The following is a 16,364-nucleotide window of genomic DNA, read 5'->3' as shown; positions in this document are numbered from 1 at the left end:
GCCATGCCCTCAAGCCCTCACACCGGACCCACCGGCCTCACCGGCCTGACCGCACTGGAAGAGCGCCTGGCCGAGGACCTCGTGTGCCTTGGCCTGCCGCCGCGGGCCTGGATGCAGGCACGCGAACACGAAGGTAGCTCCGTCCTCGATGTTGCCATCGTCGGCGGCGGGCAAGCGGGCTTGTCCGCTGCGGTGGGGCTGGCGCATCAGGGCATCAAGGCGGTCGTGTTGGACCGCGCCCCTGAGGGCTTCGAAGGTCCGTGGGCCACTACCGCCCGCATGGAAACCCTGCGCTCGCCCAAGGAATTGACCGGCCCTGCCATGGGGCTGCCCGCGCTCACTTTCCGGGCCTGGTTCGTGGCCCAGTTCGGCCACGCGGCCTGGGCGGCGCTGGACAAGATCCCGCGCCTGCAGTGGATGGACTACCTGCGTTGGTACCGGCGCGTGATGCGGGTGGACGTGCGCAACGACACCGCCGTCACCGGGATCGTGCCTCGGGCCGACGGACTGGTGCACCTCGACCTGCAAACCCCGGCGGGTAGCAGCGTCCTGCTGGCGCGCCGTGTCGTGCTGGCCACCGGCCGCGACGGCCTGGGCGGGCCCGCGGTGCCTGGCTTCGTGAGTGCGCTGCCGCGTACGCTGTGGGCCCATTCCTCGGATGCGATGGACTACGGAACGCTCGCCGGCAAAAGGGTGGCAGTCATTGGCGCCGGCTCCTCCGCGATGGACAGCGCTGCGACGGCGCTGGAGGCGGGCGCCCACAGCGTGCATCTGTTGATCCGCCGCAAAGATTTGCCGCGTATCAACAAAGGCAAGGGCGCCAGCGTGGCCGGGCTGACCCAGGGTCACCATGACTTGCCCGACGCCGACAAATGGCGGTTGCGTCACTTCATCAATGCTTCCCAGGTGCCGCCGCCACGCGGCAGCACCCTGCGCGTATCGCGGCATCCAAATGCCCACTTCCAACTGGACTGCCCCGTGTTGGACGTGCAGCGTCACGATGACGGCCTGCTCGTCCGGACGCCCAAGGGTGAATTCGAGTTTGACTTCCTGATCGCCTCCACTGGTTTTCGCACCGATTGGAGTTCCCGCCCCGAATACGCAACCATCGCGCCCCACATCCGCGTGTGGGCGGATCGCTTCCAGCCCCCGCGCGGTCACGAAGACCCGGAGCTGGCCGACTCGCCGGACCTGGGGCCCTGCTTCGAATTCCGGGAAAAGACGCCTGGCAACTGCCGCGGCCTGTCGCGCGTGCACTGCTTCTGCTACCCCGCCACGTTGTCGCATGGCGCTGTCTCCGGCGACATCCCCAACATCAGCGACGGCGCACGCCGGCTGGCTGCGGGCATCGCCAGCCATTTCTATTGCGAAGACTTCGAGCAGCATCTGGCCAACCTGGAGGCCTACGACGAACCCGAGTTGTTGGGCGACGAATGGGTGCCCGCCGAATCCTTGCCAAACAACCACTACCCCATGAAGGCCACACTGTCATGACCCCCTCCACTTCGGCGACGGTCGACGTCATCGATCACACCGTGCCCTTGGCAACCGGCGAGCCCCTGCACAGCCTGCGGCAGCAGCGCCCCAAGATCGTCGCCGCCACCCAGGGCAGCTACGAAGCCATGTTTTCCGCTGCCGTGACGGGCATCAGCGTGGTCGAGCGGCTCCTCGTCGCGCTGCATGCCTGCCGACTGAGTGGCGCTGTCGCCCTGGCCGAACACTACCGCGAACGGCTACAGGCCGAAGGGGCCGACCCCGCCCTGGTCGGCACGGTCGACCAGGGGGCCGATCAGGTCATCGCCGCCGATGCACGTGTGCGTGCTTTGCTCGGCTTCACCCGCACGCTGATCGAGAAGCCCATCGAGGGGGACCGCAAAGCGGTCGGTGCCCTGATCGCGGCAGGCCTGAGCACACCGGCCGTCGTCGCCGTCAGCCAGCTCATCGCCTTCTTGTCCTACCAGATCCGGCTGCAAGCCGGCCTGCGCGCGATGGCCGCCGCGGAGATGCCCGCATGAGTGATGTCATCCGCATCAAAGGCTTCACCAATGAAGTGCTCGAGTGGGCACCGTGGCTGGAGCCGGTCAAGCCCGAGGCCGCCACACCGGAGCAGATGGCTGCACTGGAGGCCATGAGTCCGCAAGCGAAGAGCTCCGCCTACTTTCTCCTGCTTGCGCACCAGCCCGAAATGCTGCTGCAGCGCTCCATCGCCTTCAACGCGATCATGTTCGCACCGGGCGGCATGCCGCGGGCCGAGCGCGAACTCGGTGCCACGGTGGAGTCGCGTCTCAACGGCTGCGTGTACTGCGCATCGGTGCACGCGCAGCGCTTCGAACAACTGGCCAAGCGCAACGACGTCATCACCCAGGTGTTTGAAGACCCGCTGACGGCCGGCACCAGCGAGCGTGAACGCGCCATTGTCCGCTTCTCGACCGCCCTGGCGCTGTCGCCCGCGCAGCTCGATGCCGAGCATGTGCGCGACGCACGCGACGCCGGCCTGACGGATGTCGAAATTCTGGACCTGGTGCACGCGGTCGCCCTGTTCGCCTGGGCCAATCGCCTGATGCTGAACCTGGGCGAGCCCATTCACCTCGACGGCACCCTGGCCGAGAAAGGACAGCTGTGATCCGTTACACCACCGAGCATTTCTGGATCCGGATGGATGGCGGTCAACAGGCCACCGCCGGCATCACCCGTCACGCGCAAGACACGCTCGGCGAGATCGTCGCCGTAGAGGTCACCGCACGCGGCCCGCAAGACGAAAACACCGTCATCGGCATCGTCGAGTCAGTGAAGACCGCTTCCGACCTGTACATGCCACTCGATGCCGAGATTGCACAGGTCAACCCCGCCTTGCAAGAACAGCCGGGCCTGGTCAACGACGACCCCCTGGGTGCGGGCTGGATTGTGAAACTCGACAAGGTCGACCTCGGACGTTTCGATAAGCTCATGGACGAAGTGGCGTACCACGCCATGACAGGCTGAGGGTCAACGCCGACGAAGGCCGAACCCCGGCAGCCAAAGGGCTTGTAGGTCTACGTGATGAAGGACGCCATGGACTGCACGCAGCGAATGGCCGCTTCCGACCCTGAGCAGCCGACCAATTGGAGAAGGTCGCCGGCACAAACCAGTCCATCGGAGCGGGTGTGAATTGGTCGACCGGCGCGTAAGGTTGGCGTTGACCGGGCCGCCGCGTAACACTCGTGGAACCATGGAGATTCGCTTCGGCCGCTCCGGTCCAGCGACCTGGCCCGCGGCCTTTAGTTAGCACCTTTGCTGTTGCTCCCACCAAGCATTCCACTCCCCCCGCACCGCCCACCCCGAAGAACGACGACGGCTGCGCAAGCCAAACAGAAGCATTGTTGTGGCATTCGGATGCCTACGACAAGGCCGTGGTAAAGCCAATCTGAAAGTACGGCCACATCACCAGCTTCGATCCCACCTGCCTGACCGCCTTAACCCCGCCATCCTGAGACATGATGAACCCCACCGACGGTTCCATGCTCGCGACGAACCGGAAGGTCGATCGGTGCCGCGTACCGTATTCCGCAAACCGTACCTCTTTCGTGTCGGTTGCTTCCGCCGTGTGCGCAACGTACACCTTGTCTGCTCCTGAAAAGCTAGCCGTGACCTCCGCCCCGAAGCCGATGATTCTCAATGTGTCGGTTAACACCACCGCACCATCAACGGCTGTCAGCGACGCGATGAATCGCGCGGCATCCCTCGCCACGTCTTCGCAGTTCTGCTGATCCCACGCCAGCGCATCCAGCTGCTCCAGCTCTTCCGCGTTCACCGTTCGCCGATTTTGCAGTTTCTCCGCCAAGGCGTTGCGCTTCAGCCTCGCCGCCATTGCCGACATCAGAGCGTCTTGCGGTCGCGTGCTGGGCAAGACGTACTTGATCGACGCCCGGCTTAGCAGGCGAGAGTCTTCATGTGTAATCTCCTCCGGCATGAACAGCAGCGTGCCGCCGTGTTTGAGTTCGGCTGTGTACAAGAGAACCATCTCGATAAATGACTGGTGGGCGAAGCTCAGCCCGTCGTCCTCGGCGGGGTCTTGATCTATGCCCGATAGCTGACAGGCGTTGTGGATGAATAACCAGGACGCCGCATCGAAAAACTCGGCCACTGGCCCTTTTAGCAAGACGCTCTGCGCCGCGGACACGATCCCCCCGTCGCGCATCCGGATCACCGACCTGTCCCCGCGAGAGATGCTCAGCTCGCCAGGTCGGGTGGACGTCACGACCAGGGCATCGGGCGACGAGGTTCCCATAACTCGCTCGTGCCGGGCCATCTCCCACAGCGCCATGCCGACATCTAATAACCCGTAGATTTGCAGCCGTCCGCCGGACTGCTCAACCGCGATCAGTACCCGCCGCGGGTCAGCCACCGGGGCCAGCCGCCGAAGCTCCCCCGGAGTGAATGGAACAGGCCCCTTGAGCAGGTATCGCCCGACCGGCGGCAGCTCGTCATCATCCCGTGGTGATACCGCGCTTTGACTGTCGAGGAAGACGATGCGGAATACCGTCGGCCGACCTTCCTCCGTTAGCATGCTCGCGTGGTAGCAGACGTCAATGATCTCGTCGAACACTGCCTTTGTTGGCAGCTCCACGTTCGGCCGGCCGTGGAAGAACGGCTTGCTGTCCCACAATCCCTGCAGTATCCGATGCAGATTTCGCGGGTACACACGATCCAGAATCTTGGCTTGCTTCTTTGTCGTCACGGCGACGCCCGCAGGACTCTTCGAGTTCCATTCATCCGATGAGTCCTTCGTCCTGAGGCTATACACCCGCTGCACAGCGGAGCCTCGGGGGCCGCCGAACGTTGGAGCTGACCGGAACGCAACACACGCGGCGAAGCCGCAGCCTGCAGTTGCGTTTCCGTGTCGAGCGACTTGTTAGCCATCATTCGAGGTCTCCGTGAGAGTAGTAACCATCGAGGTCGATGTTCTCCATTCGTAACGGCATCACGTCATCAATCAGCCGACGGTAAAAGGCAAGAAGGGCATCCTTGACTAAAGGCTGCCCGGTTAGGGTCGTTTCCTTGAAGGAGGGAAGTCGGACGTGTGAACCATCGACCACGGGCATAAGCTGTGAGCGAAGTAATACGCCTTTCTTTAACACGCAAATAGCATCAGGAGAAACGCCACCATCCTTTCTTTCGTTTGCTTCTGTTGTGATCGTTTGAGAGAGGGTCTCAAGCGATGCTCCGTCATACGCAAAGATGTATGTCAGGATTGGGTTGGGTTTAGGAAGGCGCATCTCAACCGACCCCTTTCGATAAACTTGGACTCCATTTCGCACAAGGCGAATAGTCTGGGAAATGGCTTCGATTGTGGTCTTAAGCTCCTCGACACTAAGATAGCTCTTCACCTCGACCGTGGCGACCACGCTTTCCGCGATAAGCAGAGCATCGGTACTAGAACCGACATCAACTAACGGTAGCCGTGTGTCCACCAGCACGCAATCTTGCTGCTTCGACTTGGCGCCAGTAGCGTCCAGAATCACACCAGATCGGATCTCAAGATTTCGCGGCAGGTGGGGGCGAAGAAATTGCTGGACTAGGACTTCGCGTAACCGGCCTGTTGTGCTCGCATGACCGGTTCCACCGGCTACTTCGGCCGCGGCAGCAAGTGCGTTCGCAATTCGGCGAAATTGGAGCTTGATCTCTACGGCGCTCATGAGGGCTAACGAGGTTGTGCAAAAAGGTTGGCTTCGGGACAACACGGTCGATTTCCGGGGTCCTTGACCCCTTCCGAGGTGCACGATCGTCGCTTGTAGGCCGTTCTGAGGGGTCGATTTTCTTGGCGCATCGATGTCATTGCCCTCGTTTTAGTTTTTGCACAACCTCAACGCAAAAATGACCGGACCACCAACGTGAGCGGCGAAGCCGCAGCCTGCCGTTGTGGGTCCGCGTCGATTGAATCTACGCCTCATGGTGCCACCGAAACGGAAGTATCCAAAGAAGGTAGATGCCAACCATAGTCCCGATCGGAAAAACCGGCAAACTAATGACTCCGTAGATGACGCCAGCGACACGGGCCCAAGTTCTGCGACGAAATACTCCCCACGCGACGCAAAACAATGCCCCTGTGATCACCACAGCAAATGCGGCCAGTCCTATGAACTCACGTGGCGGATACTTCCCAGATGCAAATGCCGGGAAGCCGACTGCGGCGCCGATGCCCACGAAAATGGCAGCCGTGACCCACGCCATCAAACGGATGACTCTTCCAGCCTTCTCGTAAGGCGCCAATCGACCTTGGCGCTTTCCTCTAAGGTTGGAGGCGACTTCAAGTGGCACGGAAGTTGGCCTGTATCGATGATCGAATGTCGCGTCGGCAATTGGAGCGCGTGATGGCGTCTGGATCGGACCGCCGTTAAAGGTGGGTTCAATCCGGTCGAACTCTTGCGCCATGCGTGTAAATTCCTGAGGTTTAACGTGGAGGTAACCGGCGCTGCGCGGCCGTTTGCGCAGCGTCCGCGTTGACCGCCCAGTTCGACCTCATTCTCACGCTCTGCGGGAATGGCGAGCTACATATTGACGAAGCACGCCATCCATTTTTGATTGCCAACCGTCACCAGTGGACTTGAAATAGGCGACCACCTCCGGGCTGTACCGTACAGACACCAATAGTTTTCTATTTTCAGATTTCGGCCGACCCCGCAACGCACGCATGGGAACCATGGCCTTTAGCTGCGTTGGCGTAAGCGGCTGCGCATCAGGATCGTTGCGAGCCGCCTTTGTAATGGCCTTGTCCTCCTCAACGCTAGGCAAGACGACGGCAGGTCGCTTAGAGATTTTCGACATAGTGCTTCACCTCACGACGAGTAGCTCGGCGCAGACTGATGATTCTCAATACTTCGCCGTTATCAACAAAGGCTACGTAGTACAGGATCTCGGTCTTTGGCGCGAGCGCGATCATGCGCAATTCGTCATACTCAAAGCGTTCGTCCACCCATACCAGCGCAGCTTCCCAATTGAGTTCTTCAGCCAAGGCCAGCGATACGCCGTGCTTTTCAAGATTCGCCGAGTCTTTGGCCGGGTCGAACTCAATTTGCATGCTTTAATGTAGCTACACTAAATGCGCCTGTCAAGTGTGTCAGGAGGTGGATCAGCGCATGCGGTCCGATGAGGTCGAACTTGGTGTCGGCGACGAAATATCCTGGCGATTCCAGGATATTTGACCAAACATCATCGTTGGCGGGCTGCGGCTCGGACGGCACACGCCAGCGGAGAACGCGCTCTGGCGAACCAAAACGTCCGTAGGATGTGTCGCGCGATAAGCCGGCGCGCAGCGCTGGGCTGGCATCTCCCTCTCCTAAGTCCGCATCAGTGCGAATCTCGTCGCGATCCTACCGCTTCGTAGCAGATAAGTACACAGTCCACGAGCGGCAGGCGAGAATTTAGCTTGCCCCAAGCGGTCCTTCGTGTGGGGCCGTTCATGGCCGAAAGCCGCCATACGGCGCAAGTCGCCTAGCGCCGGGCAAGCCAATCAAAAAATTCAGAGGCCGGACAGACCGCGGACATCGGATGGAGCGGGAAAGCCAGCCAGGGCATATCTACCGTCGAGGGACCAAGCAGGGCGAGCACTTGATCTGCGATGCCTGGCCGTAGCTGGAGCCGAAAGTCCAAGACCTGCCCCCACGTGGAACTGCCGTTCATGTTCAGGGGTCCGGTGGTCGGTCGTGCCGAAACCGCATACGTTCTTGGGAAGAGACTTCTGTACCCCGGCAAGTGGTAAAGCCATGAGAGACCTCTCACTTCCCGCACGTCGGGATAGAGCCGCCGCACCTCCATGAACAGTCCCCTCAGCTCTGCGCGGCGCTCGGGAAGACACGTCTGGGCCAGCGGGCTTGCTTGCCGGTGACGTTCGTCAGGCATGAAGTGGAGCCGGAGGCTACCCCGCGCGTCGGGTGCGTCATAAGTGAAGCAGCCGAAGTGCGATGGACTTCGATGGGGAGCGCTGGTGTAAGTTGCCATCACGACCCGCAGGATCTCGGGGTGTGAAGCGCTGCCCTCGATCTTCCGCAGGAACCCGCCCCATTCGAGCTCGCCGGCCGAACCCCACAGACCGAACCGCCGACGCAGGTTGGTGGATACGGCCACACCTTCGCTGAACGAGATGCCGGCAAGTAGCGAGTACCGGGCGGCAAATCGAAGTTGCAGGTCGAAGTAGTCTTGATAGCACAGCGTGGACACGGCCGGATTATCGCGACGTCTGCTATCGACCCAAAGCGGACATCCCCGCCATGCGCCGACGGCAACGTGTCCACATCCGTGCCGGCATCTCGACGAACAGCGACTCGCCCACCCGCCTTTGCAGTTGTGCCTATCATCGGGACGCAATACAGGAGACGCGATGACTCAACTGCAATTGAAGGTCAACGGCCGCCCCGCAGCCGCCGAGGTGACGCCCAACACGCTACTCGTCGAGCTGCTGCGCGGACCGCTCGCGCTCACGGGAACGCACATGGGTTGCGACACGGCTCAGTGCGGCGCGTGCACCGTGCTGCTGGACGGCAGGGCCGTGAAGAGCTGCAACATCCTCGCCGTCCAGGCGCAAGGTGCTTCGGTGACCACGGTGGAGGGCCTTGCGCCCGCAGGGGGGCCGCCGCACCCCTTGCAGGAGGCGTTCATGTCCGTACACGGTCTTCAATGCGGCTTCTGCACGCCGGGCATGCTCATGGCCGCCGCGGATCTGCTGGCCGGCAATTCGAACCCGACCGAGGCGCAGATCGTGGACGCCCTGGAAGGCAACCTGTGCCGCTGCACGGGCTACGTGAACATCGTCGCCGCCGTGCAGCAGGCGGCGGGCGCGATGTCGGCACGCCGGGCAGGTGCGGTATGAACGAACCCCTCACAACCGCCCGCTTCGGCAGCGGCAAGAACGTGCGCCGCGCGGAAGACCCCGCGCTCGTCGCGGGCCGTGGACGATTCACCGACGACATCGCCTTGCCGGGACAGGTGCACATGGTGTTCCTTCGCTCGCCTTACGCGCACGCGCGGATCGTGTCCATCGATGTCGGCGCCTGCCTGGCCATGCCGGGCGTATCGGCCGCGTACACGGGCGCCCAACTCGTGCAGGCGGGCGTGAAGACGCTGACCCAGCCCCTGCCCTTCCCGCGGCCCGATGGCAAGCCGGGTGCAACCGCAAGCCGGTACGCGCTCGCGCATGAAACCGTGCGATTCGTTGGCGAAGCCGTGGTGGCCATCGTGGCGGACACGCGCGAAACCGCGACGAACGCGGCCGAAGCCGTGGTGATCGAGTACGAGGAGCTGCCCTGCGTCGTCGATGCGCTGGCCGCCATGAAACCGGGCGCCCCCGCGCTGTGCCCCGACGCCCCCGACAACATCGCTGCCCAGACGCGGCACGGCGATGCGGCCGCGGTGGACCGGGCATTCGCCGTCGCGGCGCACAAGGTGTCGGTCGACATCGTCAACCAGCGCCTCGCACCGAGTCCCATGGAGCCACGCTCCGTCGCGGTCGAACCCGAGGCGGGCACGGACCGCCTGGTGGTCCGCCTGTCGAGCCAGATGCCGACCGCGGTGCGCGATGGCCTGTCGGGCGCGTTAGGGATCGACGCCTCGAAGGTGCGCGTGCTCGTGAACGACGTGGGCGGCGGGTTCGGGATGAAGACGGGCTTGTACCCCGAGGATGTGGTCGTGGCGTTCGCCGCGCGCGCCCTGAAACGGCCGGTGCGCTGGAACTCGCAGCGCATCGAGGAATTCCTCGCGTCGACCCACGGACGCGACCAGGTCACGCATGCGGAGATGGCGCTCGATGCGAGCGGCAAGGTGCTGGGTTTGCGCGTGCGCTCGGTCGCCAACATCGGCGCCTACGCGACGGAGACGAACGTCGTCATCCCGCTGTTGATCGGCCCCTGGGTCACGACCAGCGTCTACGACATTCCCGCGATCGACCTGCATCTCACGGCAGTGATGACCAACACGATGCTGATCGGCGCGTACCGCGGCGCGGGGCGGCCCGAAGCCATCTATGTCACCGAGCGGCTGATGGACGCGGCGGCGCGCGAGATGAAGATGGACCCGTCCGAGCTGCGCCGGAGAAACCTTATCCGGCCCGACCAGATGCCTTACACGAATCCGATGCAGCAGGTGTACGACTGCGGCGAGTTCGAGAAGATCATGGACCGCACGCTGGCCCTCGCCGACTGGAAAGGCTTCGACGCGAGGCGCGCGCAATCCGTGGCGAGCGGCAAGCTGCGTGGCCGCGGCATCTCGACATTCCTGGAGTGGACCGGCGGCAACGCGCTGACCGAGCTCGTGACGGTGAACGTGCTGCCTGAAGGCATCATCGAACTCACCTCGGCCACGCAGGCCATGGGCCAGGGCATCCAGACGAGCTATGTGCAGCTTGCCGTCGATGTGTTCGGCGTGCCGCCCGAGCGCATTCGCGTCCTGCAGGGCGACACCGATGCCGCGAACGGATTCGGCAGCGCGGGCTCGCGCTCGCTCTTCACGGGCGGCTCGGCGGTGAAGGTTGCGTCGGAACAGACGATCGATCACGCGAGGTCCCTCGCCGCCGCGGCGCTCGAAGCCGCGGCGAGCGATATCCACTACAGCGAAGGCCGATTCACCGTGACGGGCACCGACGTGGGCATCGACCTGTTCGCACTGGCGGGCAAGCAGCAGGACGCCCGCATCCGCGTGGAGGCAAGCGCCACCGCCGGCGCGCCGAGCTGGCCCAATGCATGCCACATCTGCGAAGTGGAAATCGACCCCGCAACCGGCGTCGTCGAGATCGCCGCCTACGCTTCCGTCAACGACATCGGCCGGGTCGTGAGCCCCGCGATCGTGCGCGGCCAGGTGGACGGCGGCGCCGTGCAGGGCATCGGCCAGGCGTTGAGCGAGCACGTGGTGTACGACAAGGAGTCTGGCCAGCTGCTCACCGCGAGCTTCATGGACTACGCCCTGCCGCGCGCTGACGTGTTCCGCGCATTCAAGACCGAGTTCGACACGTCCATCCCCTGCACGACGAATCCCCTCGGCGTGAAGGGAGTGGGCGAGCTCGGCACGATCGGCGCGACGCCTACAGTGGTCAACGCCGTTGTCGATGCCCTGGCGAGTGCGGGGCTGGGGCGCGCGGCTGAGAAGGTGCAGATGCCGCTGACGGGGATGGCCGTGTGGAGCGCGTTGCGGGGCGAGTTCGAGGCGGCGGGGCTGCAGTGAGATCACCTCATGTGTGAGCGCCGGATGGCGTTGCCGTGGGGTTCATCCAGAACGTGGCCCACAGGTGACCGTCCGGGTCGGCGAGGTCCCGCGAGTACATGAAGCCGCAGTCCACGGTCACTAACGGCCAGGAGTGAGCACCCGACGCCTCAAGCTGGAAGTGGTCTCGGGGCGTCCTTAGGTCTCAATAACACTTAGAAGAATGGCTCGAATATGGCAAGAGCGATGGTCAACGAAGATCAGATTACTAAGGAGCTCCATAATATTATTGCCTGGATGACGGCACTGGGCCTTCCTGCTCGCAACTCGCGCTATGCGCGCTACGAAGAACACATCAACAAGTTCTATCGTCCCGGACTCGATCTCTTGTCAAAAAAAGGCAGGCAGTTTCTCAAAGAACTGACCGAAGCTTACCGGGAATGCATCGACATCTACCTTGTCTACAAGTGCTTCCAGCACGTCAGGCATCCAAACTTCATCTCTAAGTTGTCGAAGGTGGTCTCGGGTAACGATGTACCGGACCTTGAGGTCGCTGGCGCCTCCCGCAACTTCCTTTTTGAACTACTAGTGGCTGCCCGTTTCCACTTAGCTGGCTACGCCATCGACTTTGATGACACAAGCGATGTTGTTGCGAAGCGCGATGGCTTGGTTGTCCGCGCTGAATGCAAGCGTCTTGCCTCAGAGAAGCAGCTGAAAAAACGCATCAACAAGGCCGCCGATCAGTTGGCGGCGGCAATGACAGAAGTTAAAGAGGAAGTGGTCGGTATCGTTTGCCTCGATGTCTCGAGCTGTGTCTTGTCCGGATTAAGTCAGGTGGTCGAGACGGTCGATGATGCCGACAAAGAGATCAGGGCAGCCCTACGCCGCTTCCTCGTCCGCAATGCAAATCTTATTGAGACTTTGAACCGAAAGCACATCGACGTTTCGTACGCGACCTGCCTAATTGGAACTTTACCAATCTGGAGCCGCGACTTTGTGTTGCACGCCAGCGCTTCCACTGAGGTGCGAGCAGCGGAAACTCTGTGCGACAAGAAGTATGAACGGCTGAAAAGGGTTCTGGCCGGCTTCGACGAAACCTTTACGAAGGTCTTCTATTCGATGTAAGAGTCCGGCCAACCCCGTCTTGAACATGTCCGTCTAAGCGGCAACGATGGTAATCCACCAAGGAAATTTAGGTGGACACCATGAAAGACTCCAAGAAGATCGTGCGGCGCCGTCACTCGGCGCGGCTGAACGGACACGATCCGTTTGCCTATCTGCGCAATGTCCTTGAGCGGCTGCCCACGCGCCGGCCAGCCGCATCGACGAATTGCTGCCTTACATCTGGCAGCCGACCCAAGCGCAAACCTGAAGTCACCCCGTCTTCAAGACGGGATCACCGCGCGCTTACGAAGAGAGCCCGACTCGTTGGGGATGACTGGCGAAAGCCATGGTGTAGAGGCGCAGTTCCCGATAGCTGGGTGATAGCATGGCACGTAGGAGGAGCGCATGACACCCGAAATCTTGAACGACCTTAGGAAAATCCTTGAAAAGGGATTGGCGAGCGGGTCACTGAATCAGGCCGAGATCGATAGGCAAACAAAGCTATTTCAGCGTCACTTCGGGCCTGAGATCTTGAGAGATCTCGATGGCGAGGCGCTCCTCAAGGTGATGCATGGTCGCGCCGACGGCGAGCCGCGATGCATGGTATCTTGGCTTGAGTTCAAGAACGACGAAGAGTTCTCGTGCAAGCTGTTCGGAAGCATAGCTGGTGGCAGCGCTCTGAAGTTCGGCCTGTATGACAAAAAAGGGGTGTGGTTGACAGGTGCCGCCAACGCGCAGCACCCGATCTCAGTAGACCAAGCAATTGAATTGGCACGAGGGCAACGAGGCCAGCTCATTTCGGGCTGTGAGGTGTTGGCCTCCTTCGACCCGGGGACCGCTGACGACGCGAGTTCAGCGGCCATGGACACCGCTATGAAAGCCGCGGCGCCTACCTTGTGGGCTGCTGGATGGGCGCACAAGTATTGGAGTCTGATTTATCCAGATCGCCTCGATATTTACCACACCCCCCAGTACCAACGTTTCCACCTGCTCAAGTTGCTTGAGGTGCCACCCGACCACGTCGGTGTGCTTAGCGCCGATGCCTCCAGGTTTGTTTGTGCCGCCCGATTCCTCAATGTTGCGCGACAGCTTGATGTCTCGATGACGGTAATGTGCAAAGTGTTGGGCATGAGATCACCATTTCATCGCTACTGGAAAGTCGGGACGACCGCTGGCAGTACAGGCGAGAGTCAGTGGGCCGCAATGCATTCTGGTGGTTTGGTATCGATTGGGTGGAAAGAGCATGTGCCGGATCTTTCAAGCCTACTCAAGGAGAAGGACCTCAAGTCGCGTATCGCCGCTCTCCTGGAGGGTGACTACCAGGATGCTGGCACGCGCACCCGGAAGGCCGGCGAAATCACAAATTTCGCGAGAGAGATCGCTCCAGGGGACCTGGTTTTGGCCTGCAACGGAGCAACTGTTTTAGGGATTGGAAGAGTCACGGGCCCATATGAATACAAGCCAGAGCTAGTGTTTCCGCACACCCGCGCTGTTGAATGGCTTTCAGCGAGCTCCTGGACACCACCCACCACCGAAGGTCCCCGGACGACCGTTTACGCGTTTGGACGTGATCCACAAAACGTACTTCAGCTCGAACAGAAACTCTCTGCCGCGCCATTAGAAGATGTCCCCGTCGCTAGGCCGAGCACCACGAGTGAAGGGCAGCCGCTCGCTCCACTTGACCCATGGAGTGCCCGTGCGGAAGCGTCGCTAAAAAGGAAGGGCCAGGTCATTCTCTATGGCCCCCCAGGAACGGGAAAGACATATCGGGGCCTGGCGTTGGCCAAAGAACTCGCTTCCCGACAGGCTTTCGGAAAGACTCACTCCCAGTTGGCGCCGGCGGAAAGAGAGTCGCTCGCAGGTGGCGCGGGGCTTGTGCAGATCTGCACATTTCATCCGAATTGGGGCTACGAAGACTTCATGGAGGGCATCCGCGCTCACGCCGAAAAGGGCGTGGTGTCTTTTGCCGACAGAGATGGAATCTTCAAGTGCCTCTGTGACAAGGCGAGGAAATCCCCAGAACGTCATTTCTATTTGATCATCGATGAGATCAATCGCGGCGATATCCCACGGATATTCGGCGAGCTGATGACTGTCCTGGAGATGGACAAGCGTCACATCCCAATCACTCTCCCGATCACCGGAAAAGACTTCAACATACCCAGAAACGTGTTCATCGTAGGCACCATGAACACGGCGGACCGGTCAATCTCGCTACTCGATGCGGCACTGCGACGACGATTTTCGTTCATCGAACTCATGCCGGACAGCCGCTGGCTGGCAGGTACGCAGCTCGGGGAATTCTCACTTGGGGTTTGGCTCGATGCCTTAAATGACCGCCTGAGAAAGTGTCTCAAGAGGGACGCTCGGAATCTCCAGGTCGGACATGCCTACCTGATGCCCTCCCCTTCAATCACGACGGTCGCAGAGTTCTCGCGGATATTGCGCGACGACATCATTCCGCTGTTGGAGGAGTATTGTTATGACGACTTCGCGACGCTCGGCAAGATTCTTGGAACGGATCTTGTCGATGTTGAGCGTGGGCGGATCAACGAGGACTTGTTCGATCAATCATGCGAGGCAGAGCTGATCCAAGCAATTGCATTTGAAGAGATGGCTGACTACGCGATTCAAAGAGCCGCCGAGTCGATCAACGATGTAGGTGGCGACGAAGCAGAGGACGACACAAGGGCCGACTCAGAGCTTTCCGATGAACACGGCGCGTCTTGACATATCGCTTTCAGAGTGGAGTAGCACCGGGCCCCTCGCGGTAGCTCCCAGCGTGCAAGAAGCAATCGGGGGTAACCCCGCGCTCTTAGACGCCTTGGGTGACAGATTGGTCGTGGCTCCTGGTTTTCGAGGCCTTGAGGTAACTTCGACCTCATTCGTGGGCCGTGTGGATGTAGGGGCTCTGCGAATATCGATCAAGCCCAAGATCGATCAAACGCCATTGACTCGTCTGCTCAAGTACGCGTATGGCCTGCGCGACCTGTCCCTACTCGACTCTCAGTCAATGATAGATATCGAGCATGGGGGCCTACAAGAGCTGCTGATTGCGTTACTAGTGGAAGAGGCGGAAGCCCTTTGCTTCGCTGGTCTCCACAGAATTTATCAGCATAGAACTGATCGCTTGGAATCCTTGCGCGGGAGACTAGATACGACTGCGATCACACGACGTGGAGTTCTCCTGGACTCTCGCCTCCCGTGCCGATTCTTCGACCGAACGCCCAACTGGCTCTTGAATCAGGTATTGTTGACGGGGCTGCAACTGACTCTTCACTTGACCGAAGACCTCGCTTTACGACGACGCGTAGAGCAAACCACCAAGTTTTTCCAAGGTGTCGAGCGGCTCAGGAACCTCACACTGCGCGATATCCGTAGCGCGCGCGTCGCGCTGACACGAATGACAGACCGTGCCGCACCGGCACTGGATCTGATTCAACTTCTTCTTGAAGGACGGGGAATGGGATTTGACCAGGACTTGCAAATAGGCGGATCAAGTTTTCTGTTTGACATGAATCGCTTTTTCCAACGACTGTTGTCCCGATTCCTGCACGACCATCTTGTCACGGCACGCATAGCCGATGAATCGAGTATCAAGCAGTTCTTCAAGATGGAGACAGCGTTGCGCAAGCGGCGCACGCCGACCCCGCGGCCGGATTTTGGAGTCTTCAACTTGAAGGGCGAGCTTCTCCGCTACCTGGATGCCAAGTATCGAGATCTCTGGCGCACGTCGCTGCCGGCGGAGTGGCTTTATCAACTCTCTGCCTACGCACTTGCCTCACCGTCGCGATCAAGCGTATTGCTCTATCCGACAATGTCGAACGCGGCGACGGATGAATCAATCCTGATGAGCGACCCGATCACGGGGAATGAGCTAGGCGCCGTTGTACTTCGCCCTATTCAACTGGGAAAGCTCGGCGCCCTACTCGGAAGACCCGGCAAGGATGCCCATGAGGAGCGGACCTCGCTCGCCATGTCGTTGATTGTTGATGCTCGGGACGACCGCAATGGCTAAGCGGCCCCTATCACCAACGGCGGACGCCGTTTCCCGAATCAAACGCGGCCTGGCGTCGTACGTAAGCTATCTCGCA

General features: G+C 61.0%; 15 protein-coding genes and 1 pseudogene. 10 read left to right on the top strand and 6 right to left on the bottom strand.

What is annotated here, in order from left to right; genetic code table 11:
• Nucleotides 1-3: 3 nt before the first annotated feature.
• Genes EEB15_RS03585 through EEB15_RS03570 form a run of 4 tightly spaced genes read left to right on the top strand, consistent with a single transcriptional unit; the run spans nucleotide 4 to nucleotide 2,982 of the window.
• Nucleotides 4-1,494, top strand: coding sequence for an NAD(P)-binding domain-containing protein (locus EEB15_RS03585; RefSeq protein WP_141508166.1), 1,491 nt, complete (start codon nucleotides 4-6; stop codon nucleotides 1,492-1,494).
• Nucleotides 1,491-2,015, top strand: a complete 525-nt coding sequence (locus tag EEB15_RS34145) for a CMD domain-containing protein (RefSeq protein ID WP_141508165.1) — start codon at nucleotides 1,491-1,493, stop codon at nucleotides 2,013-2,015. The genes EEB15_RS03585 and EEB15_RS34145 overlap by 4 nt, the downstream gene beginning before the upstream one ends.
• Nucleotides 2,012-2,623, top strand: coding sequence for a peroxidase-related enzyme (locus EEB15_RS34140; protein ID WP_141508164.1), 612 nt, complete (start codon nucleotides 2,012-2,014; stop codon nucleotides 2,621-2,623). The genes EEB15_RS34145 and EEB15_RS34140 overlap by 4 nt, the downstream gene beginning before the upstream one ends.
• Complete coding sequence (locus EEB15_RS03570; RefSeq protein WP_233259340.1) at nucleotides 2,620-2,982, top strand: glycine cleavage system protein H; 363 nt, start codon at nucleotides 2,620-2,622, stop codon at nucleotides 2,980-2,982. The genes EEB15_RS34140 and EEB15_RS03570 overlap by 4 nt, the downstream gene beginning before the upstream one ends.
• Before the next feature lie 394 nt (nucleotides 2,983-3,376).
• Here the strand turns inward: EEB15_RS03570 and EEB15_RS03565 are convergent, their stop codons facing one another.
• The 6 genes from EEB15_RS03565 to EEB15_RS03540 all read right to left on the bottom strand — a co-directional run bounded on the left by EEB15_RS03565 (nucleotide 3,377) and on the right by EEB15_RS03540 (nucleotide 8,196).
• On the bottom strand, nucleotides 3,377-4,717 hold the full coding sequence (locus tag EEB15_RS03565; protein WP_141508163.1) for a putative sensor domain DACNV-containing protein: 1,341 nt from the start codon (nucleotides 4,715-4,717) through the stop codon (nucleotides 3,377-3,379).
• 181 nt (nucleotides 4,718-4,898) lie between these two features.
• A complete protein-coding gene (locus EEB15_RS03560) occupies nucleotides 4,899-5,675 on the bottom strand; it encodes a DUF6602 domain-containing protein (RefSeq protein WP_141508162.1) in 777 nt (258 codons plus the stop codon).
• Nucleotides 5,676-5,919: 244 nt separating this feature from the next.
• Entirely contained in the window at nucleotides 5,920-6,411 is a 492-nt protein-coding gene (locus tag EEB15_RS03555) for a hypothetical protein (protein WP_141508161.1), read from the bottom strand.
• Between the two features lie 93 nt (nucleotides 6,412-6,504).
• Nucleotides 6,505-6,804 (bottom strand): BrnA antitoxin family protein, encoded by a 300-nt coding sequence (locus EEB15_RS34440; RefSeq protein ID WP_141508160.1) that lies wholly within the window; start codon nucleotides 6,802-6,804, stop codon nucleotides 6,505-6,507.
• Nucleotides 6,788-7,057, bottom strand: coding sequence for a BrnT family toxin (locus EEB15_RS03545; RefSeq protein WP_141508159.1), 270 nt, complete (start codon nucleotides 7,055-7,057; stop codon nucleotides 6,788-6,790). The genes EEB15_RS34440 and EEB15_RS03545 overlap by 17 nt, the downstream gene beginning before the upstream one ends.
• Before the next feature lie 413 nt (nucleotides 7,058-7,470).
• A complete protein-coding gene (locus EEB15_RS03540) occupies nucleotides 7,471-8,196 on the bottom strand; it encodes a hypothetical protein (protein ID WP_141508158.1) in 726 nt (241 codons plus the stop codon).
• A 160-nt stretch (nucleotides 8,197-8,356) separates the two neighbouring features.
• Here EEB15_RS03540 and EEB15_RS03535 point away from each other — a divergent pair, with 160 nt between their 5' ends.
• The 6 genes and pseudogenes from EEB15_RS03535 to EEB15_RS03505 all read left to right on the top strand — a co-directional run bounded on the left by EEB15_RS03535 (nucleotide 8,357) and on the right by EEB15_RS03505 (nucleotide 16,288).
• On the top strand, nucleotides 8,357-8,845 hold the full coding sequence (locus tag EEB15_RS03535; protein ID WP_141508157.1) for a (2Fe-2S)-binding protein: 489 nt from the start codon (nucleotides 8,357-8,359) through the stop codon (nucleotides 8,843-8,845).
• Nucleotides 8,842-11,187, top strand: a complete 2,346-nt coding sequence (locus EEB15_RS03530; protein ID WP_141508156.1) for a xanthine dehydrogenase family protein molybdopterin-binding subunit — start codon at nucleotides 8,842-8,844, stop codon at nucleotides 11,185-11,187. The genes EEB15_RS03535 and EEB15_RS03530 overlap by 4 nt, the downstream gene beginning before the upstream one ends.
• Before the next feature lie 213 nt (nucleotides 11,188-11,400).
• On the top strand, nucleotides 11,401-12,291 hold the full coding sequence (locus tag EEB15_RS03520) for a hypothetical protein (protein ID WP_158289980.1): 891 nt from the start codon (nucleotides 11,401-11,403) through the stop codon (nucleotides 12,289-12,291).
• Nucleotides 12,292-12,404: 113 nt separating this feature from the next.
• Nucleotides 12,405-12,538, top strand: a pseudogene (locus tag EEB15_RS03515) (transposase domain-containing protein); the annotation flags it as partial.
• Nucleotides 12,539-12,675: 137 nt separating this feature from the next.
• Complete coding sequence (locus EEB15_RS03510; protein ID WP_141508154.1) at nucleotides 12,676-15,000, top strand: McrB family protein; 2,325 nt, start codon at nucleotides 12,676-12,678, stop codon at nucleotides 14,998-15,000.
• Nucleotides 14,981-16,288, top strand: a complete 1,308-nt coding sequence (locus tag EEB15_RS03505) for an McrC family protein (protein WP_141508153.1) — start codon at nucleotides 14,981-14,983, stop codon at nucleotides 16,286-16,288. Before EEB15_RS03510 ends, EEB15_RS03505 begins: the two co-directional genes overlap by 20 nt.
• The last annotated feature ends 76 nt before the right edge of the window (nucleotides 16,289-16,364 follow it).

It is taken from the genome of Ramlibacter sp. WS9 (genome assembly GCF_003797765.1).
In the GTDB taxonomy this organism is placed as follows: domain Bacteria; phylum Pseudomonadota; class Gammaproteobacteria; order Burkholderiales; family Burkholderiaceae_C; genus Ramlibacter.
Note: the sequence above shows the minus strand (reverse complement) of the source record. Positions and strands in the feature narration are given on the sequence as shown.